We start from the raw sequence: 18,792 nt of genomic DNA on the forward strand, positions 1-18,792 counted from the left end.
GCTGCTTAAGTGTTTTCCGCAGGCCTGGATCTATAGCTGTTTGGCGAGAACACCCACATGCCGGAGTGATGCTTCAGGTTCCGGGCCTTGAACTTGAACTGCAGGCGCAGGCCGAGCATGCGGAAGATCATCTCGTCCCGCCGCGCCATCTGCCGCATCACGAAGACGACGGGTGGGAGCAGAAGCAGGCAGAACATGTTGATGTAGAAGGTCAGGAGGATGCACGTTCCAGCTGCGAGGAAGAACGGCATGTAAGGCACGCCCATGAACATGGCCGGACGCGTGCACCCCCTGAACAGGACATTCTTCTGCATCAGAAAAGTGGCAGCACTTGCATGATGATGGCGGCCCCGGGCAGCGTGCTGTCGTCGCCCATCAGCATCTTTGCGATCTGGGCCGCTGCGCCGATCAGGAAGCCGCCAATCAATACCGGCGCAACGTCTGAAATGCGCTTGTGCGCAAAGGCGATCTGATAGCCCGCAAAGATCACTGCAATGGTCACCACCGCGATGGAGGCGACATTGAGCAGCGAATTGAGGCTGCTGAAGAATCCGGTTACCTTGTTTTCTGCGTCACCGAAGCTGTCCTCAGCCATTGCAAGCTCCGGGGCGGCGATGGCACCGACGAAAACGACGGCCATGAACAGTGAGGACAACAGCGTGCTGGCTTCGCTGGAAGCGTTGAGGGCTGGTTTCATTCTTGTTGCTCCTTGGTTGATTTGATAACTCGACAAGCATGGTCTTGCGTTGTTGCAGCTGGGGTGCGTTCCTAGAATACAAAGGCTGAATCGATTGATGTTTCAGGCAATGCCGGCGCCGGCGTAGGACTTTGCCCCGCAACGGAGGCGGTACCCGGCGGGTACTGTTGCGTCAGTACTGTGGGCTGCAACAGCGCAGGCGTCGGACCCGCTGACATGGAATCAGGAGCTGAGCCCGGCGCGTTGCCCAACGATTGCGGCGCGGCGAGTTGGAGCCCGGAAGGTGGGGCTGGCTGCGTGGAAACCTGGGTGGCGTCCTGTCGTGGCGGCGCATACACGGGATAGCGGCTGATGCCGACCGTGCGACGCGATGGCCGGCTGACCACTGCAATCGCATCGCCCTGCGGCGCGCTGGCGGCTCCGGGCGCGACTTGGCGCATGGAGGCATAGATCTTCTGCACATAACCATGGCGATACCCGGTTACGAAATTCCCCGAGTAGTAGCAGCTGAAGGATTTGCCCCAGTCGCGTCCCGAACGGCCATAGCACTCGGCAAGGATCCGCGAACCGGCCTGCAGGTTGGGACACAGCTGGAAGGCCTTCTCGTAGGAGTCCAGGCCGAACTTGCCGAGGTTGTAACGGTTCACCTGGGCGATGCCCAGCGAGAAGTTGAAGCCGCGACTCTCCAGCATGCGAACCGTGGAAAGGGCTTCGGGCAGATTCTTCGGCTGTCGGACCAGATGGCCGCCGACTACGCCGATGGCGAAGGGATTGTGCGAGGACTCCACCCGCACGACGTGCTGCATCACCGCCAGCGGAACCGCCAGGTCGGGGCAACTCATCAGCTCCATGCCAGATAACACCGCGCACCTCTCCTTGTTCACGCTGCACTACCCGGCTAAGCCGGGCAGGCCTTCTTCAACGGAAATACCATCCGTCACTTTCATCCTTGCCTGCATACTTCATGAGCATCCTGCGGATGTCAACGAGCATGCAGCGCGGACTTCCGGTATTTGAATTGTCACAATTGAAACGTCTTGCGCCAGCGCTACCTGTTTGTGCGTCTTGTCACTTTTCCAGCCTGATAGATGCCACCGTAAGTAACCTTTTGCTCTGACCTGGCTGCTCGACCGCGTCCCTATTCGGCAAAGCTGCGCTCCGGATTGAAATCTATCCCGGTGATGTGCCGCTGTCCCGCATGCGCCTTGATGTGCACCAGCACGTCGATGGTCATCATCAGCAGCCGCTTGATGATCGCGAACTCCAGTCCGGCGCCCTCCGCCGAGGCCTTGACCATCAACGCGAGCTGGTCCCAGGTCTGCGTCGTGCTGCCCGCATGACAGCTGGTGATGGAACCTGGATGGCCCGAGGCGCAGTTGCGGATGAAGTAGAAGGATTCGTCCCCACGCAGCTCGGCCAGGATGATGCGATCCGGTTTCATGCGAAGGCAAGCCTCCATGCAGCTCTTGGCAGTGACATTGCTGGTGCTCTGGCCACCCTTCGAATAGAGCAGATGCACCGTATTGGGCTGGCTGATGAACAGCTCGCGTGCATCCTCGATGGTGACCAGGCGTTCGTCATCGGGGATATGGTTGACTAGTGACTTCATGAAGGTGGTCTTGCCGCTGCCGGTCGCGCCTGAGACCACGATGTTCTTCTTGTACAGCACCGCCTTCTTGAAGAATTCGGCATAGTTGCGCGAATATTTCAGCTCGAGCAGTTCGCGGTCGTGCTCGCCCAACGCATGGCCCTGTTCGACGATCTGGTCGAAGAAGCCGTCTTCCTGGTATTGCTGAAGTGATTTGTTGTGCTTGGATGGCAGGCGGATGGTGATGGAGACCTTGCCGGCATCGCAGGCGGGCGGGATCACGAACTGCGCGCGCTGCCCGGTGGGAAAGGTCAGCGACACCACGGGATCCGAGTCGGTGATGCGCTGGCCGGTGTTGCTCTCGTTGACCACGGCCGTGCAGAACTGGCGGGCCCGTTCGAAATTGAGGCCCGGCACCTCTATGCGGTTCCATCCCTGCCGGGTCTCCAGGTAGATCTCGCCGGGCTTGTTGATGCAGATCTCGGTGACGTCAGGCGAACCCATGTAATCCAGGATGCCCAGCACCTGGTACTGGTAATCCAGGAACTCGCTGGAGACGCGCGCGACTGGGGAATTGTCGATGTCCATTGCGTTGGCGGCCTCAGTTGCGGGCCAGCACTCCGGAGAAGTCGACGTCCCTGGCGACATAGACGTTGACCACCGTGCCCTGGTTGATCGTTACCGTTGGCGGTCGGTTGATGCTCTTGTCGAGCGCCTGGTTGGCCAGCCGTTCCATGGTGCGCGCGGTGCTGCTCTCGAAGGGGGTCTCGATGACATTGCCATTGGCAATGGTCGTGGTGCGCGGGCCGTTCTCGGCGGCCGCATAGCTGAAGGCATCGCTGATCAGGCTGATCATCAGAGCCGAGGCTATGCGGCTGCCCCAGTGGGCGTTGTATTTGCCGGGGTGCCCGGAGCTGCCCAGGTTGTCCACGCCAGGACTGGCCATGTTGACGTCGATGCCATTGGGCGTGGTGATGCGATCCCAGATCACGGCGACGCGCTCGCCGGTCGCACCGGCATTGTTGTACTTGCCGGAGATCTTCGAGCCTTTCGGCAGCAACAGGCTGCGACCGTTGATCGAGTAGATGGGTTCGGTGACCACGCAGGACGAAAAGCCGGGAATGTCGGTGACGATCCGCGTCTCCAGCACGCAGCGGATGTAGGTGCCGCGGACCAGCAGGGCATCGGGTCGGCTGAGGTACTGCGCGCTGCTGGCGTCGGACTCCGGTGCCTGCACCGGTGCCGGTGGCTGGGTGCCGGGCAACGTGGCCAGCATGGCCTGCACATACGGGTCCTGCTGGCTGCCAGGCCCGCTGCCCTCCCCGTTGCCACCTGCAGCGGAGTTCATCATCCGGCGCTCCATCAGCGTGGGCTCACGCGTGGCCTGCGCGGCAGGCTCGTAACTGGTGGACGCATAGGCAGGTGCGGTTTCAGGTGGCAAGGGCGGCATGCGCGTTTCGGCGGCGTAGCTCTCTACTTCGATCGGTTCGACCGGCGGGGGCATGGGCAACAGCGGCCCGGCACTGGCAGGAAGGTCGGGGATGACGACCTTCTCTTCCTTGGTCCTGACCGCGTCCTTGTTGCCCGCGGTGGCGCTGTTGAACATCCATACCGCCGCAATGATCAGCAGCAGCACGATGCCGCAGAGGAAGAACAACGCCTTGCGATTGAGCCGCTGCAGCTCGCTGGACTTCAGCTGCGGGGCGTTGGCGTCCAGGTCGGGGGCCTGTTCGCGTTGCTGGTTGGCGTAGTAGGGATTGGCTGCATCGGCGTGCGGGTCGCTGGCGTAAGTGGCGGACCTGGGGTCGTCGCCGGCTTGGGAACGGGCGGGCGGATCTGGCGGCAGGTTCTGGCTCATAGTGATTTGTTCCTGCGCAGGCCGACGACGTTCTTGCCGTGGCGTATCACCAAGTAGGGATAGGTGCCGTGTACCACCAGCGTGTTGTTCTCGACCGTCGTGTTGACCACGAAGTCGTCGCCGCCTTCGCGCTCGCGGCCGAACACAGCGGGAAAATTCCCGGTCGGAAACGACTTCAGGTCGCTCATCCTTACGTAGGTGAACTGGCCGTCGTCATACACGTTGGTCGGAATCAGCCAGGCCTGCCTGGTGCGCGTCGAATAGTCGTAGCTGAAGTTGTAGCGCCTGTCTTTGTCGAGCTGGGTGCTCAACTGCGGAACGGCTTCCACCTTTTCAGTCTCGGCCGAGAACTCGCTGTCGTTGGGGTAGGCGAAGGTGATCTTGTACTGGACCCCCGCCTGCTTGGCCTGGCTGAGGGCGGTCCAGTTGGTGGCCACCACTTTCAACTCGAAGATGTAGGAGTGGGTGGCCGTGCGGATCACCATGTTGGTGTCCACGTCCACGTTCTTCGGTTTCAGGTAGAAGACGTTCTCGCGCCGCGTCAGGTCCCAGCCCGCACTGAAGCCGGTGCTGAAATCCAGGATCTTCTCGTTGGGACTCAGCTCGATCTGGGTGGTGATGCCCAGGCCGGTACGCACTTCATAGATGCGGTCGGTCTGGTATTCGTACTGCTGCACGACCTGTGCGCCGGCCGGCCCAATGGCGCCGGCCGCCAGGGCATGCAGCAGGATGGCGAGGCCGCGGGTGCTCACATAGTTCATTGGGGAGTCGTCCCGTTGGCGTTGCTGTTCGGAGGGGTGCTTGCTGGCGCGGGGACGCCGCTCAAGCTCGACGGGTCGGCCATGTCTCCCCCTTCCATCTGCTGGATGCCCGGCTCCGCGTACGCGGGTGCCGGCTCTGGCGCGCGTTGCATGGCGGGCACCTCGGCATCCGGTGGTGGCGAGGCCATGAAGCCGCCATCGTCGTAGTCACGGTCGACCCGGTAGTTGGTGACCTGGAAACCCAGCGGATTCTCTATGCGGTACTTCTCGTCCATCTTCAGGTTCGGCTTGTAGGTGAACTCGATGGTGGCGATGTTGCTGTCCAACGGCTTGGTCGCGCCCGTGGCCTTGTCGTAGAGGCTGCGCTGGAAGCGCACCGTGGCGCCCTTCGGCCTGGTCTTGCCGGGCACGCCGCCAATGAAGGAAATGCTCAGGATCCTGACCCGTATCGCCTTGCCCTTGCCGTAGACGTTGAACGGGCTGGCCGGACTCTTGGCGTTGTGCAGGCTGGTGTAGGCGGCGGCCACGTCGGGCGAGGACATGGTGTAGACGGTGGTCCAATCACGCAGGTTCATCAGCGCGATGTCGTAGGACTCGCGCGCCAGCAGGAAGTGGGCGACGTTGCTGCGGTTGACCGCCTCCATGGTGGTGATGTTCTGGTTCTCGGCATCTTCCCTGAGCCGCGCCACGCTGCTGGTGCCGGTATAGGCATCGGCCATCACCAGGTAGGGCACTTTTTCCTTAAGCGGCAGCATGTAGAAATAGCCGGCTGCCAGCACCAAAGACAACACCATGGCGCCGGAAGCCACAAGCCAGGCGCGGCGTTCGCTGCGCTTTGCCATGTCGGCCAGGCTGATCTCGAAATTGACCGACCTGGACACGGCCTTGTCGATCTGCGGCGATGGGGATTTGCTGGCGAACATCAGTGCCGTCCATTGCGGTGCGTGAGAGTCTCGTAGCGGCTCATGGGGTCGTGGCCGGCGCGTGCTCTTCGAGCTGCGCGACGCGCACCACGATCTGGTTGCCGGCCGCGGTCACCGAGACATGCTGTCCGGCATACGCCATAGACAATTCGGACACGGCGCGCTGCAAGTCGTTGGTCTGGATCTGCGCCACCGGCCCATACAGGGTGAAATCCGAAGGGTGCAGGTAGGACAGCGTCATCTTCGAGTCCCTGGCCCAGCGGGTGAGCATGGTCTTGAGCGTGCCGTCCATGGGTGAGGCATGGAAGACGTAGGACTGGTACAGCGGGATTTCCTCGGCGGTGGCCGCATAGCGATTGACTGGCTTCCATCGGCCCTTGATATCGGGTGCCGGGCGCGTGGCGCAAGCGCTCAGCAAGGGGATCAACAGGCAGAAGAAGAGGGCCGCAGGACTGTATTTCACGCGTCACCGGTGACGGAGTTCGGGTCGGGGGAGGAGTTGGAAAGTGCGCGGGGCGCGACCGATGCGTCGGTGTCTGCAGGACTACTGCGACAGGGGTTCGCGAATGATCTGCACATGCGGCCGGCACTGCGACGGCGGTGGGCCAAGCTCGTGCAAGGCGCCAGCAAGTGCCGCTTCAGCGGGGAAAAACTAGGGGAATGCGCCATGCCTTGAACTGCCTCCTTGCAGTGAATGAAATCCCTTTGCACGCCTCGTCCGTCGTGGCGTGGATTACAGGATGGTCAATGTCCTGTTGCATCAAAGTGCTGCCTTGATGTGATTCGAAACTAGCCTGATACGTTGAAGCGAGTCAAGCAACCTTCACACAGACAGATTACGTTACCAATACTCACCCTAGTCAATTCATCGATACGTGCATCACGTCACGAATGCGTTGCGCCGGTCGACCTGCATCAAAGCTTCAGCGTTGGCACGTCGACCTTCGGGAGCAGCCGCGAAGTGAAGTATCGGTCCTGGTAATACTTGATCTTGTCGCATTTCACCGGGTGCGGAATGCCTTCGTACAGGAATACTTCCTTGTCGAACCCCATCGCCTTCAGCTCCTGCGGCAGCATAAGCGCGCGCTTTTCCTCCGACTCGCTGCTCGAAACCTCGCGGCCGCGCGTGATGTTCTGCTTGCGCACGGTGGTGTAGCCCAGCATGTCCGAATAGTCGTTGGCGTCCTGCTGCTCGCGCGGGGCGAAGATGATCTGCAGGGCGTGGTTGGTGATGATGGTGCGCGAGACGTCCTTGCCATAGGTGGCATCGAGCTGCGACATGCTCTGGATGATGGGAAGCAGGCGCAAGTTGTAGCCGGCCATGTACGACACCGCCGAGGCGATGATCTCGACCTTGCCGATGGCGGTGAACTCGTCCATCAGCAGCAGGCACTGGTGCTTCAGCGCCGGGTTGCTGGACGGCAGTTCCTTGGTGTTGAGGTTGATGACCTGGTTGAAGAACAGGTTGACGATCAGCCGGCTCTCGGCAAGCTTGTTGGGCTGGATGCCGATGTAGATGGTCATCTTCTTCCTGCGCACGTCGGTGAGCAGGAAGTCGTTGGCGCTGGTGGCGGCATCCAGCACCGGATTGATGAAGGCGTTCAGCGGCTCCTTGAAAGTGCCCATGATCGAGGCAAAGGTCTCCTCGGCCTGCGACAGCAGGTTGGCGAATGCGGTCCTGGCGTGGTTGCTGAGGAAAGCCTTGCCGGCCAGCGCCTTCAGGTAGGCCTTGAGCTCGCTGCCATCCCCCGAGGACAGGCGGTAGATGGCGCCCAGCGTGGGGAACGCCAGGAATTCCTTCGGATACCCCTGGCGGTACTGTTCGTCGAAATTCTCGAACAGGTAGAGCGCGAATGCGGTGAAGGCATTGCGCGCCTGGCTGACCCAGAATTTCTGGTCGTCTGCGCCATCGGGATACAGCATGGCGGCGATGCTCTGCAGGTCGGAGATGCGGAAATCCGGATCCTCGGATACGTAGCTCAACGGGTTCCAGCGGTGGGTGCGGCGGTCTTCGGCAAACGGATTGAAGAGGAAGATTTCCTGGCCTTGGCTGGCACGCCAGCCGCTGGTCAGTTCGAAGTTCTCCTGTTTGATGTCCAGCACCACCATCGATTCCTGGTAGTCCAGCAGATTGGGAATGACGATGCCCACGCCCTTGCCCGAGCGGGTGGGCGCGGCCAGGATCACGAACTGCTGGCCGCTCAAGCGCACCAGCTTGCCGTTGTACTTGCCGACGATAATGCCGTTGTCGGTCTGCTTGAACATGCCGTGCCTGGCCAGGTCGCCTCCATGGGCGAAGCGAGCATCGCCATGCATGGATTGCCGCGCCGGCTTGAACATCAGGAACAGCAGCCCCAGCCACAGCACCGCCGGAATGCCGAAGCCGATGCAACCGGCCGCCTTGATCTTGCCCACATACGGGCGGACTTGCGCCAGGTCGAGGGCTTTCAGGTAATCGGGATAGGTGTGCCAACTCAGCAGGCCGGGGTCCAGCTTGAGTAGTAGCAGGGCGATGTAGCCGGACAGATACAGGCCTGCGACCAGAAGGGCCAGCGTGGTGCCCACTGCGAAGACCAGCTTGCTGCTTTTCATTCCGACCTCCGTGTCATGTCCTGGTGTACCTGTCGGCTGCGTCAGGGCCGCCGCCGGGCCGCTCTTCCTGGTGGCAGGGGTTCGGCAGGCCGCTGGTTTTCTTCCTGCAGCAGCCCGTCCACCCAAAGGCGCGCCTGCTCCAGGGTCAGTTCATGGCGAAGCCTGGCACCGCTGGGTGACAGCACGGCGTAGCCGGTGATGTCGGCGGGGTCGAAGTCGGGCTCGGGCGACAGGGCGACAATCTGGTATCGGTCCCTGAACTGCACCGGATGGCAATACTCCGTCATTGCGCTAAGCCTCCATGGCAAGGACCGATGATAGTACGGCCGCCTCGATGATTAGAAGCCGGGCGCCGACCGCGGCGCTTCCGCAATCCGGTGATGCGCCGGTAGCCGACCCCGCAGGTCACCTGCCACTCCCCCAGTTTGCGCGGCTTGCGCGGTAGCAGGCATGCGTCAACCCGTCTAACGCGCCAGCAGCCACCCCGCACGCTCCCCGCAGGAGCGACGCAAGTCGCGAAGCGCTCAGCACCGGAACCACGCGTCCCTCCCTCCCCCACCGATCCCCGCACGACCGCCTATGCCTGGCAGTTCGCAACCTTCCGAAGCTCACCCGCAAGGCTCAGAGAGCCACGCACAAGGCTGAAAGGCTTGTGCGAAAGGCTCTGCAACCCCGGCCGCAAGGCAAAAGGGGTCGCGCGTGGAATTCGGGGCCTTGCGCCCTGCCGCCACAACCCCGGGGGCCGGCAGCAAGCGGCACCTCGATGGCCTTGAATGCCCCCGTCCCCCGCAAGCAACTGCGTTCCCTTACTCGAATATCAGGTTCGCTTGACCGATTCGAGCGCCTCCTTCCCGGCAGGAGTGATTCGATTTGAATGACCTGACCATTTATCCGAGCGGAAATTTTCCCGACGGAATCCAGGAATATGGCGATAGGTCGCGTTGGCTGTTGTAGAGCGACGCGAGTCGTGAAACCCGTAGTGCTGAAAGGTTGAGGGCTTCGCGACTCGCGTCGCTCCTACAACGCCAGCAGGATCGGCATCAACGCGTGCCGACAGGCACGCACGGCACGATAACCGAAGGGCATTGCGCAACGGACGAACGAGGCGGCACCGGCAAGCATTCGTTTGCGGTGTCGGTTGTCCCCGGAGCTCTTCGCACCAATAAACCAGCGCGGCGCAGTGTCGTCCGGCTACGCCGCCACGCACGTCCCCTTGCGGGATTGCGCCCCAGGGTCATTTCTTGTCTGCCCCAGGCAGGGGCGTGACCCAAGAATAGTTCTTGGTAGGCAGTTGGGCGCAACTGGTTAAGCTGCAGCTCCAATGCGCCTCAACACCGAGGTCCATACTGATTCAGGCCTTGCACGACAGATCACCGGAGCTGAAATGTTTCGTCCTCTCGCGTTTATTGCCATCGCAGCACTGACCTTGTTCGCGGATCAAGCTGCCGCGGGCCCAAGCGAGACGACAGGCGCTGGTGATGCGGCCAAGATCTATGCTGCGTTTCTTGACGGCTGGACGGGCGAAGAGAAGAACCCGATCAATGTCGCGATCGTTGCGGATGCGCCCAATGCAGAAGCACTCAACGAGTTCTCTGATTGCGCCGACAAGCCTCACTGGATGCCAGTTGAACCGATTGATGACCTTACCGGACTGATCGGAAAGCTGGCCTATGTACGCCTTGTAGACCCAGGCACGTGGCGTTCACGAGATCCCGCAGAGCTGATTGCGAAGGGCGCAACAATTGAATCGGCAGTTGATAGTGGCTTTGACAATGGCCTGGCCACGTTTTCTGCGATCGTGTTCGACGCATCGCACACAACAGCCGCATTCACATTTTCATTTGTATGCGGCAGGCTGTGCGGTAGTGGCCGCACGGTCATCTATAAGCTCACACCAGCCGGCTGGGTCGAGAGTGACAAGCAGTGTGGCCACTGGATCTCGCGGGCACAAGGTGGCAGGCCTGGCAATTCATTCACGCCGAGACCGAATCGCTACGACATCAATCCGAGAGTTGGCGTGGCCGGGCCGGCTTGATTCAGCACGTGGGCCGCAACCCAGGGGCCTTGCGCCACGGACAAACGAGTCAATACCGGCAATCATTCATCTGCGTTGCGGTCTCCCTTGGAGCTGTTGGCACCAATGAAGCAGCGCAGCGCAAAACCCTTCAGTTGCGCCGCCGAGCAAGTCCCACTGGGTTTGTTCCCAGGCTTGACCAGCTCCACACCGATTGACTCTCAAGCGCCCGGCGCAAGGACATGTCCATGATGGAGGGTGAACCGAGGTATGTGGCGGCGCTGCTGGCCGCGGCGCTGGTGTTGGGTACTGGCGCGTACCTGTTCAATCACGACCTGTACGGCCTGGTCCTGCTGGTGTGTGTGGCAGCAGTGCTGCTCGAGGCGGTGCACGTTGCAGTACTTGGCAAGCGGCCCAAGCGGCTGTGCCAGTTGTGGGCGGAGTTGAAGCATGCGCTCTGGAGCCCGTGAATCCATGCACGGCTCGGCAATGCGGGATCCTGCCCATTCGCCTAGGCCCGGCTTGCGCCGTGGCCGGCCCGATCCGGACGGTGGCCTGCATGAAGCGTAGCGTCCATTTGCCTTCGCTGGTCGCCCTGGTCGTGGTGACGATCCTTGCCGCCTCGTTGCTCTGGTGGCTTTGGCAGGCAAGCCTGTCCAACCCTGGCGCCATACGCTGCGGCAACGACAGGCATTCTGTGTTTGCCTGCACCGCCAATGCTGGAAACTACGCTACGGCCGTGCTGCTTTTCTGCGCGCCGCTGATCGGCTGGCTTGCGCACAAGGCCTTCTTCAGTCGGTTCAAACGTGACCGTTGAAATCCCAAGCCTCTACAGGAAGTGACATGGCAAGCATGAAATGCAAAAGCTGCGGCGAAACGATGGAGACCGACTATGCGGTCTGCTGGCGGTGCGGCACGCACCTGGATGGCGCGCCGCCCGACAAGGACTTCGTGCCGGACGACCTGCCTGCCCCGCCGGCCGACCTGGTCAAGCCGCGCGAGCTGGCCTGCCTGCGCTGCCAGACCCTCATGCAGGCGGTCAGCAGGATGCGCTTCCACGAAGGCACGCGTGCCTGGCCCTTCCTGCTGGGCGAGCTGGGCGAACTGCTCGTAAACCGGCAGGCCTTCGACACCTACGCCTGCACCGGCTGTGGCAAGGTCGAATTCTTCGTGACAGAGTGAACCCCGGCGGCCCGCCGTGCGGGCCGCCGCCCAGGAGGCGCGCGAACCATGTCCAGCCCAGGTGATGCTCTTTCCGGCGGCTGCCAGTGCGGCGCAATCCGCTATGAACTCTCGGACGGCCCACTGCAGCTGTACGTGTGCCATTGCACCGAGTGCCGCAAGCAGTCGGCGTCGGCTTTCGGCATCTCCTTCATCGTCCGCCAGGCCGCACTGCACCTCACCCGGGGAGTGCCGAAGTTCTGGTCGCGCCCCACCGATACCGGCAGCACCCTTGACTGCGCGTTTTGCCCCGATTGCGGCTCCAGGCTCTGGCACCAGCGTCGCGGCGCGACCGACACCTTGAGCATCAAGGGCGGTTCGCTGGACCAGCCCGTCGATCTTGGCAACGCCGCCCACATTTGGACGTCCCGCATGCTTCCGGGCATCCTGCTGCCGCAGGGGGTCGCGGCGTTTCCTGGGGAGCCCGACGAGCCGTGAGGCGAACCAGACAATTCATTCAAGCCGGACCCGCCTCAGGGTCGGCCTAATCAAGGGGCTACGCCGCCATGGGAACAAAAGCTTGTCTGGGGGTTCTACTGCTGCTGTTGTCCAGCGTCTGCGCGGCTCAGTCGGCAGCCGAGCAAGCGGATGCCCGGGTCATTGCAAATCTCGTGGCTGCGGGCTCGGACACCTCAAAACCGCACGACATCGATTTCTTCATATTCTTCCCCAGTCGCTCCCAGGCCAGACTGGCCGCCGCCGATATCGAGCAACTCGGGTATGTGGTGGCTTCCATAGATGAGCCACCAGCCAATCAATCACAATGGCAGCTACACGCGACCCGCCGCATGGCCCCGCAGCTCGAGGCAATGACTTCGACTACACGCACGCTGGAAGCGCTGGCGCTCAAATATGGCGGCGACTACGATGGATGGGGCACGGGCGTGGTCAAGTAGTTTCACGCCGAGCCGGAGTCACGACACGGCTTCAGCCAGGCGACGGACGCCTGGAACATCCACGCTTTCCCCCAACAGCAAAGGAGAGTCGTATGGCAGGCTGGTATGAACTCAAGAAAAGCGCGGACGGCCAGTTCCGTTTCGTGCTCAAGGCGGGCAATGCAGAGACAATCCTGTCCAGCGAGCTGTACAAGTCGCTTGACTCGGCAAGGAACGGCATCGCCTCCGTCCAGGCGAACTCGCCGGATGCTTCACGCTACGAGAAGAAGGATTCCTCAAGCGGCAAGCCCTACTTCACGCTGAAAGCCGCCAATCACCAGGTCATTGGCACCAGTGAGCTGTACTCACCGGCCAGCGCGCGGGACGCGGGCATCGCGTCCGTGCAAGCCAATGGTCCCAGCACCGTGGTCAAGGACGGCACCTGAGCATTTTTCAGGCTGAAATGCTTGGCGGCGGAATAGGGCCATAAATGAGCGCTGATGCGTTGGCTCTTGTAGGAGCGACGCGAGTCGCGAAGCACTGAAGGCTGAAACCTCGAGGGCTTCGCGACTCGCGTCGCTCCTACATGGATAGCAGGATCGGCATCAACGCAGACCAGTGAGGCAAGGCGATGATCACCACACAGATCCCCGCGTTTCTGGCGGATCTGGAGGCCCGCTTCAACGAAGCGATGATCTCCAATGACGTGGCGCGCATTGCCGCATGCACCACCGAGGACTGGCTGCTGGTCACGCCCGAGGCCGGGCCGGTGCCGCGCAGCCGCATACTCGAAGTCGTGGGCTCGGGCCGCCTGACCCATGCCACCATGACCAAGCTGGCCACCCATGCCGCCGTGGTGGGTGACATGGCATGGGTCACCGGACGCGGACAGAACACCGGCACCTTCGATGGCGCCCCGATCCAGGCCGATGAATACATTACCGACGTCTACCGCCGCGTAGGCGACACCTGGCTGTGCATGCTCACGCACCTGACGCCGGCCCGGTGATGGCAGGGCTTTCGCTCGCCACTGGATAGACCCTTCACGCCGGCACCCGCATCAGGATGGATCGGTGCCAGTCCGGTTGTATGCTGCGGCACCAGTCCATGCACCGCCGTCCCTGTTGCTGCCAGGAGTCCGAGCATGTCCAATCCCCTTTCCCGCACCGTGCTTGCCGCCTTCCTTGCCATGCCATTGGCGGGCCTGGCCCAGGACCGCGCCCTGGTCGATCCGGACATGAAGGTGCTGCTCGACAACCCCTGCGTGCGCATGCAGTTCCACGACGTGGCGGTCGGCGCGCGCACGCCCCTGCATTCGCATCCCAAGTACGCGGTGTATGTCTTCAACACCTACCGGGCGCGGATCACCCTGGCCGACGGCTCGCAACGCATCAGCGAACACAAGGCGGGCGATGCGTTCTGGAACGAGGCCTCCCGGCATGTGGTCGAGAACATCGGCGACACACCCATCCACAACCTGGTGGTCGAGCTGAAGCCGGGCGGCGAATGCCATTGATCCGCGCGAACCAGTCATTGCCGAGGAGGCCACCTTGCCAATAAGCGTTGTGCTGGATCAAGGGCGAGCCGCCGCGGTGGCGCTGGGGGAAGTGATGCAGGTCGTTGCTGCTGCTTCTGTCGAAGCACGGGGCCCGGATGCGGCGGCGGTCGGTTTCTTGTAGGAGCGACGCGAGTCGCGAAACTCTTAGCGCTGAATGGTTGAGGGCTTCGCGACTTGAGTCGCTCCTACAGGGGCGGGATCGGCTGCGGCGGCTGTCGATTTTTTTTGTAGGAGCGACGCGAGTCGCGAAACTTTTGGCGCTGAAAGGTTGAGGGCTTCGCGACTTGCGTCGCTCCTACAGGGCAGGCTCGGCTGCGGCGGCTGTCGGCTTTTTGTAGAAGCGACGCGAGTCGCGAAACTCGTAGTGCTGAAAGGTTGAGGGCTTCGCGACTTGCGTCGCTCCTACGGGGCAGGGTCGGCTGCGGCGGTTGTCGGCTTTTTGTAGGAGCGACGCGAGTCGCGAAACTCGTAGTGCTGAAAGGTTGAGGGCTCCGCGACTTGCGTCGCTCCTGCAGGGCAGGGTCGGCTGCGGCGGTTGTCGGCTTTTTGTAGGAGCGACGCGAGTCGCGAAACTCGTAGTGGTGAAACGCTGAGGGCTTCGCGACTTGCGTCGCTCCTGCAAGGCAATGTGTGCCTGGATGCGGGTGATGCCTGCGGCCAGCGCTACCGTCGGCTATATTCGCAATCGTTGTCGACCCGCTGCGGATCGATCGAACAGGCGCTCGGCGCCAAGGGGCACCAGTGAAGATTCTCGTGGCTGCATCGGTTCTCCTGCTGTTGTGTCCGTTGGCTTCGTCGCTGGCGGCCACGGCGCCGGACTCGACGGTGTCCTGCACGGCGAAAAGGCTCGCTCCGTTCGTGGGGCCCTATGGGGTCAGGCAGGCCTGGCCGGTGGCCCCGCAGCTGCCGGGTCTGCAGGGCCTGTCACTCCCCGACCTGGGCGTATTGCTGTCCGATGCCGGGCAGGTCATGGACGGCTATACGCATCGCCTGCACGTCAACCTGGACACCCGCTCTGCCTATGTCGTGCAGCAAGGCGGCATCGCCGGCACGCAAACGGTGTTCGGGCCGCTTCCGGTTGCATCGTGTGCGACGGCTGCGCCCTGACGATCCATTCCGGCAGACGTGCCTCCGGGCGGCTTGATCCAGGCCTCCATTTCCAGGGATCGACATGCCGTTGTTCGAGGTAATCCGCTGGGGCAATGACTCGGAAGATCCAGTGACCGGTGGTCCCGATGGGTCGGACACCTGCTTCCTGGTCCGCGCCGCTTCGGTCGAAGAAGCGGCACTGCTGGCAGACCGCGACCTGGCGGCCATCACGCACAGGTACGTCGTGCCGTGGACGCATGCCGTCTACCTGGGGCAATGACGCGGGCACCGAAACCTCCGCCCGACTGCTGCGCGGCCCCTATCTGCAGGCCGCCTATCGTCATGGCTGGCGACACTGGTACCGGGACGGGCAGGACGGGCCGTGGCTGGAGAAGGTGGCCGGGGACTGAGGCGCGCGCACTTCATGCAGTCGCCCACTCCTTGTAGCGCCGAGCTCGCCCGGCTGCCCTTGTTGCCCCGCTGATGATTCGGTACTCCGGCGAAGGGCAGCCGGGCAAGTTCGGCGCTACAAGGAAGTTGGCGTGCTTCGGCTATATTCCCACCGGTTGGCGCCCTGCCCGGTCGGCCTGATGCGGGCGGCAGGCGGCTCACTTCATTGGAGACTGCGATGGCAAAGATCACCGGAATCGGCGGCGTGTTCCTCAAGTGCAAGGGCGACAGCAAGGCGCTGGCGGCGTGGTACCAGAAGCACCTGGGCATGCAGCTGGAGCCGTGGGGCGGCGCCGTGTTGCGCTGGCCCGATGACAAGGCCGAAGACCTGGGCCTGACCGTGTGGAACCTGGCCGACAGGGACAGCGAGTGGTTCAGTCCCAGCGAGTCCGCCTTCATGATCAATTACCGCGTCGACAACCTGGATGAAATGCTGGCGCAGCTGGGCGAAGCGGGCGTGGCCGCGGTGAGCGGGCCGGAGTCGCACGAGAACGGCAAGTTCGCCTGGATCATGGATCCCGATGGCAACAAGGTGGAACTGTGGGAACCGATGCCGTGGGACGCGAAGAACAAGGCCTGACCTTGCTGGCGCGGCCAACGCGGCATGCAGGCCGGAACCGTTCGGCCTGATGCCGACGTAGCGCGCACACCCCATGTTCGACTCACTCAAGACACGCGCCCGCCAACTCAGGCAGCACACGCTCACCGTTTATTTCGCGGCGCGTGACCCGCGCACGCCGATGTGGGTGCGGGTGCTGGCCGCGCTGGTGGCCGCCTATGCGCTCAGCCCCATCGACCTGATCCCCGATTTCATTCCCGTGCTGGGTTACCTGGACGACCTGGTCCTGGTTCCGCTGGGCCTGGCGCTGGTGGTGCGGCTGACCCCGCCCGAGGTCATCCGTTCGGCGCGCCTGCAGGCCGAACAGGCAGCGGCCCGGCCGGTCAGCTATCCGGCGGCGGCCGCGGTCATCGCCGCGTGGCTGCTGGTCATGTGGTGGCTGGGCCGATGGGCGCTGGCCGCAGTGCGCAGCTGAGCATTCATCCGGGCCAGCGGGCTCGTGCGTCCTGCGCCGCTGTCCGGCGACGTCCGCCCGCTTCGTTGTAGAGGGCAACCGGGAACCACTTTTCCGGCCTGCCTCAAGGCTGCTCCTGGCCCCTGTCCAGTAGGAGACTGCAATGAAATCAACACCCCCCCTTGTCATCAAGGCAGCAATGATCGCCTGCCTCTCGCTCTGCTGGTCGCATGCCTATGCCGAACAGAAGGGCCAGGACTTCCCCAGCACCAAATGCACCTGCAAGGGCTGCGGCAAGAACCCGACCACCGGGGCCGCGACCGACGTGACCGGCCAGTGCGCCACGGTGTGCAAGGACAAGACGGTCTACAGCAAGGGATCGGAGTCCTATGACTATTGCAAGGCGGCGGCACGCACCAGGATTCCGCGGCAGCCGCGGCCCGATGCCCCCAAGGCTCCCCTGGACGCACGTCCGTAGCGAAGCGGCGTCGCGCCGGCGGGGCGCAAGCGAACCGCATGCCCAGGGGCGCGAACGTCGCGGTCGAGGTTGCAAAACGCGGGCGGCATGAGCATTGGCGCCGTGCTCATGCCGCAAGGGGTGGGGATTCCGCGTGGTGGCGCATGGCCGCCAGCGTGGGCGTGCTTCGGCTCAGGTGCTTCGGATCAATGGCTGGCGGCAGCGGAACCGGTCTTTACGGAGCTGGTGCCTCTACGGTGCTGGTGCCTCTTCGAAACTAGTGCCTCTTCTGTTCCGCAGGGCTTTCCGTGTGCAGCACGCACAGCCAGTTGCCGTCCACCTTGACCCAGGTGGAGGTGTCATACACGTTCTGCTTGGTGGGCTTGCCCTGCATCTCCATCTGCTGGTCCACGTAATAGGTGGCCACGGCCACGTCTTCCCTGGGGAAGATCACGTCCAGGTCGGAGATCTTGTAGTTGGTCAGTCTGTAGCGATCGTCCTTGGCCATTTTCCGGTAGGCGGCGTGGTCGAATTTGTTGGTTCCCTGCGGGCTTACCATCACCGCAGGTTCGGCCAGCATGCGGGTCGCCACCTCGGGTTTTCCTTGCACGATGGAATCCCAGAATGCCTTTTCCAGGCCTTCGATTTCATTCTTTTGCCGGGTGATATTCATGGCATGGCTCCCATGTTGTTGTGGTGGGCGCAGGAATAGATCCGGCCCCGTTAGGGGGTGGTGACAAAGCGGGGAAACGTGGGCTAACAATTGATTCTGTAACTGTGTCGCATGGATTCAGCTGACGAAAGGCCGATCGTTCCTGCCCGCTCGCCGCTGCGTGGTGGCTCGAAATTATCGGGGCATGGAATTTTCCGGGAGACGGGATTGCGGTTATGGTTTCCGTATCGCCACCGGCACGGCCTCTACGGCCAGGCCCCGCTTTTTTTGCAGCTGTTTGAAGGACGGAAAATGTGATGGCTGAGAACAAGACCCGGGCCACCGACGCAAGCGTCACCGCCTATCTGTCCGCCATTGCCGATGAAGAACGCAAAAGGGATTGCGCAACGATCGCCGAGATGATGGCAAGGATCACCCAGGCGCCGGCAAGAATGTGGGGCACCAGCATCGTTGGCTTCGACAGCTACCACTACCGCTACGAAAGCGGCCGCGAAGGTGATGCGCCGGTAACCGGCTTCTCGTCCAGGAAGAGCGACATAAGCGTGTATCTGTCTACCGGCGCACCCGACCAGGAGGCGCTGCTGGCGCGACTGGGACGACACAAAATGGGCAAGGCCTGCCTGTCCATCCGCAAGCTGGCGGACGTGGACATGGACGTGCTTGAGCAACTGGTCGCCGGGTCGGTTGCCGAGGTCAGGCGCCGGCATGGTTGAGTTGCCCGCACGGCATCGTGCGGTCGCCGTTTGGCAGGGGCGACGCGAGTCGCGAAGCAGTGGGGGCTGAAACAGTGAGGGCTTCGCGACTTGCGTCGCTCCTACAGGGCAGCTGCATGGCGGGTCGAGCGCCGGCGACCTGGGGTGTTGTAGGAGCGACGCGAGTCGCGAAGCAGTGGGGGCTGGAACGCTGAGGGCTTCGCGACTTGCGTCGCTCCTACAAGGGCCGCTGCATGGCGGGTCGAGCGCCGGCGACCTGGGGTGTTGTAGGAGCGACGCGAGTCGCGAAGCAGTGGGGGCTGGAACGGTG

Annotated in this window: 27 protein-coding genes; 16 read left to right on the forward strand and 11 right to left on the reverse strand. The window is 62.7% G+C overall.

Annotation, left to right across the window (positions count from 1 at the left end; translation table 11 throughout):
• Positions 1–5: 5 nt before the first annotated feature.
• From DT603_RS06250 to DT603_RS06295, 10 genes are all read right to left on the reverse strand, one after another.
• The gene (locus DT603_RS06250) at positions 6–314 is read right to left on the reverse strand and encodes a VirB3 family type IV secretion system protein (RefSeq protein ID WP_162348999.1); all 309 of its coding nucleotides are present in this window, start codon (positions 312–314) and stop codon (positions 6–8) included.
• Positions 314–697: a TrbC/VirB2 family protein gene (locus DT603_RS06255; protein WP_162349126.1), complete on the reverse strand. Its 384-nt coding sequence runs from the start codon at positions 695–697 to the stop codon at positions 314–316. Before DT603_RS06255 ends, DT603_RS06250 begins: the two co-directional genes overlap by 1 nt.
• A gap of 71 nt (positions 698–768) precedes the next feature.
• Positions 769–1,548 (reverse strand): lytic transglycosylase domain-containing protein, encoded by a 780-nt coding sequence (locus DT603_RS16245; protein ID WP_211368328.1) that lies wholly within the window; start codon positions 1,546–1,548, stop codon positions 769–771.
• A 287-nt stretch (positions 1,549–1,835) separates the two neighbouring features.
• Positions 1,836–2,873, reverse strand: coding sequence for a P-type DNA transfer ATPase VirB11 (virB11, locus tag DT603_RS06265; protein ID WP_162349001.1), 1,038 nt, complete (start codon positions 2,871–2,873; stop codon positions 1,836–1,838).
• Positions 2,874–2,886: 13 nt separating this feature from the next.
• Positions 2,887–4,143 carry a type IV secretion system protein VirB10 gene (virB10, locus tag DT603_RS06270; protein WP_162349002.1) on the reverse strand — a complete coding sequence of 419 codons (1,257 nt, stop codon included), beginning with the start codon at positions 4,141–4,143 and terminating at the stop codon, positions 2,887–2,889.
• Positions 4,140–4,904: a TrbG/VirB9 family P-type conjugative transfer protein gene (locus tag DT603_RS06275; RefSeq protein ID WP_162349003.1), complete on the reverse strand. Its 765-nt coding sequence runs from the start codon at positions 4,902–4,904 to the stop codon at positions 4,140–4,142. The genes virB10 and DT603_RS06275 overlap by 4 nt, the downstream gene beginning before the upstream one ends.
• Entirely contained in the window at positions 4,901–5,827 is a 927-nt protein-coding gene (locus tag DT603_RS06280) for a VirB8 family type IV secretion system protein (protein WP_162349004.1), read from the reverse strand. Before DT603_RS06280 ends, DT603_RS06275 begins: the two co-directional genes overlap by 4 nt.
• A 40-nt stretch (positions 5,828–5,867) precedes the next feature.
• On the reverse strand, positions 5,868–6,290 hold the full coding sequence (locus tag DT603_RS06285; RefSeq protein ID WP_343037726.1) for a TcpQ domain-containing protein: 423 nt from the start codon (positions 6,288–6,290) through the stop codon (positions 5,868–5,870).
• Positions 6,291–6,742: 452 nt separating this feature from the next.
• Positions 6,743–8,419: a type IV secretory system conjugative DNA transfer family protein gene (locus tag DT603_RS06290; RefSeq protein WP_162349005.1), complete on the reverse strand. Its 1,677-nt coding sequence runs from the start codon at positions 8,417–8,419 to the stop codon at positions 6,743–6,745.
• 41 nt (positions 8,420–8,460) lie between these two features.
• Positions 8,461–8,706, reverse strand: a complete 246-nt coding sequence (locus tag DT603_RS06295) for a hypothetical protein (protein WP_162349006.1) — start codon at positions 8,704–8,706, stop codon at positions 8,461–8,463.
• A gap of 1,034 nt (positions 8,707–9,740) precedes the next feature.
• Between DT603_RS06295 and DT603_RS06300 the strand changes: the two genes are divergently transcribed.
• The 15 genes from DT603_RS06300 (at position 9,741) to DT603_RS06365 (ending at position 17,117) form a co-directional block, all read left to right on the forward strand.
• The gene (locus tag DT603_RS06300) at positions 9,741–10,454 is read left to right on the forward strand and encodes a hypothetical protein (RefSeq protein ID WP_162349007.1); all 714 of its coding nucleotides are present in this window, start codon (positions 9,741–9,743) and stop codon (positions 10,452–10,454) included.
• A 227-nt stretch (positions 10,455–10,681) separates the two neighbouring features.
• A complete protein-coding gene (locus tag DT603_RS06305; protein ID WP_162349008.1) occupies positions 10,682–10,903 on the forward strand; it encodes a hypothetical protein in 222 nt (73 codons plus the stop codon).
• Between the two features lie 89 nt (positions 10,904–10,992).
• Positions 10,993–11,250 (forward strand): hypothetical protein, encoded by a 258-nt coding sequence (locus DT603_RS06310; RefSeq protein WP_162349009.1) that lies wholly within the window; start codon positions 10,993–10,995, stop codon positions 11,248–11,250.
• 35 nt (positions 11,251–11,285) lie between these two features.
• Positions 11,286–11,615 (forward strand): hypothetical protein, encoded by a 330-nt coding sequence (locus tag DT603_RS06315; protein WP_211368306.1) that lies wholly within the window; start codon positions 11,286–11,288, stop codon positions 11,613–11,615.
• A gap of 48 nt (positions 11,616–11,663) precedes the next feature.
• Positions 11,664–12,092: a GFA family protein gene (locus tag DT603_RS06320; RefSeq protein ID WP_162349011.1), complete on the forward strand. Its 429-nt coding sequence runs from the start codon at positions 11,664–11,666 to the stop codon at positions 12,090–12,092.
• Positions 12,093–12,160: 68 nt separating this feature from the next.
• Positions 12,161–12,550, forward strand: coding sequence for a ribonuclease E inhibitor RraB (locus DT603_RS06325; RefSeq protein ID WP_162349012.1), 390 nt, complete (start codon positions 12,161–12,163; stop codon positions 12,548–12,550).
• A gap of 92 nt (positions 12,551–12,642) precedes the next feature.
• The gene (locus DT603_RS06330; protein WP_162349013.1) at positions 12,643–12,975 is read left to right on the forward strand and encodes a YegP family protein; all 333 of its coding nucleotides are present in this window, start codon (positions 12,643–12,645) and stop codon (positions 12,973–12,975) included.
• A gap of 185 nt (positions 12,976–13,160) precedes the next feature.
• Positions 13,161–13,538: a nuclear transport factor 2 family protein gene (locus tag DT603_RS06335; RefSeq protein WP_162349014.1), complete on the forward strand. Its 378-nt coding sequence runs from the start codon at positions 13,161–13,163 to the stop codon at positions 13,536–13,538.
• Between the two features lie 135 nt (positions 13,539–13,673).
• Entirely contained in the window at positions 13,674–14,045 is a 372-nt protein-coding gene (locus DT603_RS06340) for a cupin domain-containing protein (protein WP_162349015.1), read from the forward strand.
• Between the two features lie 783 nt (positions 14,046–14,828).
• Entirely contained in the window at positions 14,829–15,194 is a 366-nt protein-coding gene (locus DT603_RS06345) for a hypothetical protein (protein ID WP_162349016.1), read from the forward strand.
• A 64-nt stretch (positions 15,195–15,258) separates the two neighbouring features.
• Entirely contained in the window at positions 15,259–15,456 is a 198-nt protein-coding gene (locus DT603_RS15960) for a hypothetical protein (protein ID WP_211368307.1), read from the forward strand.
• A complete protein-coding gene (locus DT603_RS15965) occupies positions 15,434–15,586 on the forward strand; it encodes a hypothetical protein (protein WP_211368308.1) in 153 nt (50 codons plus the stop codon). Before DT603_RS15960 ends, DT603_RS15965 begins: the two co-directional genes overlap by 23 nt.
• Before the next feature lie 218 nt (positions 15,587–15,804).
• Positions 15,805–16,206 (forward strand): VOC family protein, encoded by a 402-nt coding sequence (locus tag DT603_RS06355; protein WP_162349017.1) that lies wholly within the window; start codon positions 15,805–15,807, stop codon positions 16,204–16,206.
• 73 nt (positions 16,207–16,279) lie between these two features.
• Positions 16,280–16,660: a YkvA family protein gene (locus DT603_RS06360; RefSeq protein WP_162349018.1), complete on the forward strand. Its 381-nt coding sequence runs from the start codon at positions 16,280–16,282 to the stop codon at positions 16,658–16,660.
• 142 nt (positions 16,661–16,802) lie between these two features.
• Positions 16,803–17,117: a hypothetical protein gene (locus DT603_RS06365; RefSeq protein WP_162349019.1), complete on the forward strand. Its 315-nt coding sequence runs from the start codon at positions 16,803–16,805 to the stop codon at positions 17,115–17,117.
• Between the two features lie 256 nt (positions 17,118–17,373).
• Here DT603_RS06365 and DT603_RS06370 read toward each other — a convergent pair whose 3' ends face one another.
• Positions 17,374–17,769, reverse strand: coding sequence for a nuclear transport factor 2 family protein (locus DT603_RS06370; protein ID WP_162349020.1), 396 nt, complete (start codon positions 17,767–17,769; stop codon positions 17,374–17,376).
• 296 nt (positions 17,770–18,065) lie between these two features.
• Between DT603_RS06370 and DT603_RS06375 the strand changes: the two genes are divergently transcribed.
• On the forward strand, positions 18,066–18,482 hold the full coding sequence (locus DT603_RS06375) for a DUF1801 domain-containing protein (protein WP_162349021.1): 417 nt from the start codon (positions 18,066–18,068) through the stop codon (positions 18,480–18,482).
• Positions 18,483–18,792 lie beyond the last annotated feature (310 nt).

The sequence above is a fragment of the Pseudoxanthomonas gei genome (genome assembly GCF_010119615.1).
Lineage (GTDB): Bacteria > Pseudomonadota > Gammaproteobacteria > Xanthomonadales > Xanthomonadaceae > Pseudoxanthomonas_A > Pseudoxanthomonas_A gei.

Excerpts from the sequence above, each read along its gene's own strand:
- DT603_RS06295 (WP_162349006.1), bottom strand. The coding sequence starts at position 8,706 with ATGACGGAGTATTGCCATCCGGTGCAGTTCAGGGACCGATACCAGATT.
- DT603_RS06255 (WP_162349126.1), bottom strand. The coding sequence starts at position 697 with ATGAAACCAGCCCTCAACGCTTCCAGCGAAGCCAGCACGCTGTTGTCC.
- DT603_RS06325 (WP_162349012.1), top strand. The coding sequence starts at position 12,161 with ATGGGAACAAAAGCTTGTCTGGGGGTTCTACTGCTGCTGTTGTCCAGC.
- DT603_RS06335 (WP_162349014.1), top strand. The coding sequence starts at position 13,161 with ATGATCACCACACAGATCCCCGCGTTTCTGGCGGATCTGGAGGCCCGC.
- DT603_RS16245 (WP_211368328.1), bottom strand. The coding sequence starts at position 1,548 with ATGGAGCTGATGAGTTGCCCCGACCTGGCGGTTCCGCTGGCGGTGATG.
- DT603_RS06370 (WP_162349020.1), bottom strand. The coding sequence starts at position 17,769 with ATGAATATCACCCGGCAAAAGAATGAAATCGAAGGCCTGGAAAAGGCA.
- virB11 (WP_162349001.1), bottom strand. The coding sequence starts at position 2,873 with ATGGACATCGACAATTCCCCAGTCGCGCGCGTCTCCAGCGAGTTCCTG.
- DT603_RS06300 (WP_162349007.1), top strand. The coding sequence starts at position 9,741 with ATGCGCCTCAACACCGAGGTCCATACTGATTCAGGCCTTGCACGACAG.
- DT603_RS06355 (WP_162349017.1), top strand. The coding sequence starts at position 15,805 with ATGGCAAAGATCACCGGAATCGGCGGCGTGTTCCTCAAGTGCAAGGGC.
- DT603_RS06340 (WP_162349015.1), top strand. The coding sequence starts at position 13,674 with ATGTCCAATCCCCTTTCCCGCACCGTGCTTGCCGCCTTCCTTGCCATG.
- DT603_RS06360 (WP_162349018.1), top strand. The coding sequence starts at position 16,280 with ATGTTCGACTCACTCAAGACACGCGCCCGCCAACTCAGGCAGCACACG.
- DT603_RS06305 (WP_162349008.1), top strand. The coding sequence starts at position 10,682 with ATGATGGAGGGTGAACCGAGGTATGTGGCGGCGCTGCTGGCCGCGGCG.
- DT603_RS15965 (WP_211368308.1), top strand. The coding sequence starts at position 15,434 with ATGCCGTCTACCTGGGGCAATGACGCGGGCACCGAAACCTCCGCCCGA.
- DT603_RS06250 (WP_162348999.1), bottom strand. The coding sequence starts at position 314 with ATGCAGAAGAATGTCCTGTTCAGGGGGTGCACGCGTCCGGCCATGTTC.
- DT603_RS15960 (WP_211368307.1), top strand. The coding sequence starts at position 15,259 with ATGCCGTTGTTCGAGGTAATCCGCTGGGGCAATGACTCGGAAGATCCA.
- DT603_RS06315 (WP_211368306.1), top strand. The coding sequence starts at position 11,286 with ATGAAATGCAAAAGCTGCGGCGAAACGATGGAGACCGACTATGCGGTC.
- DT603_RS06275 (WP_162349003.1), bottom strand. The coding sequence starts at position 4,904 with ATGAACTATGTGAGCACCCGCGGCCTCGCCATCCTGCTGCATGCCCTG.
- DT603_RS06365 (WP_162349019.1), top strand. The coding sequence starts at position 16,803 with ATGAAATCAACACCCCCCCTTGTCATCAAGGCAGCAATGATCGCCTGC.
- DT603_RS06280 (WP_162349004.1), bottom strand. The coding sequence starts at position 5,827 with ATGTTCGCCAGCAAATCCCCATCGCCGCAGATCGACAAGGCCGTGTCC.
- DT603_RS06290 (WP_162349005.1), bottom strand. The coding sequence starts at position 8,419 with ATGAAAAGCAGCAAGCTGGTCTTCGCAGTGGGCACCACGCTGGCCCTT.
- DT603_RS06330 (WP_162349013.1), top strand. The coding sequence starts at position 12,643 with ATGGCAGGCTGGTATGAACTCAAGAAAAGCGCGGACGGCCAGTTCCGT.
- DT603_RS06375 (WP_162349021.1), top strand. The coding sequence starts at position 18,066 with ATGGCTGAGAACAAGACCCGGGCCACCGACGCAAGCGTCACCGCCTAT.
- DT603_RS06320 (WP_162349011.1), top strand. The coding sequence starts at position 11,664 with ATGTCCAGCCCAGGTGATGCTCTTTCCGGCGGCTGCCAGTGCGGCGCA.
- DT603_RS06310 (WP_162349009.1), top strand. The coding sequence starts at position 10,993 with ATGAAGCGTAGCGTCCATTTGCCTTCGCTGGTCGCCCTGGTCGTGGTG.
- virB10 (WP_162349002.1), bottom strand. The coding sequence starts at position 4,143 with ATGAGCCAGAACCTGCCGCCAGATCCGCCCGCCCGTTCCCAAGCCGGC.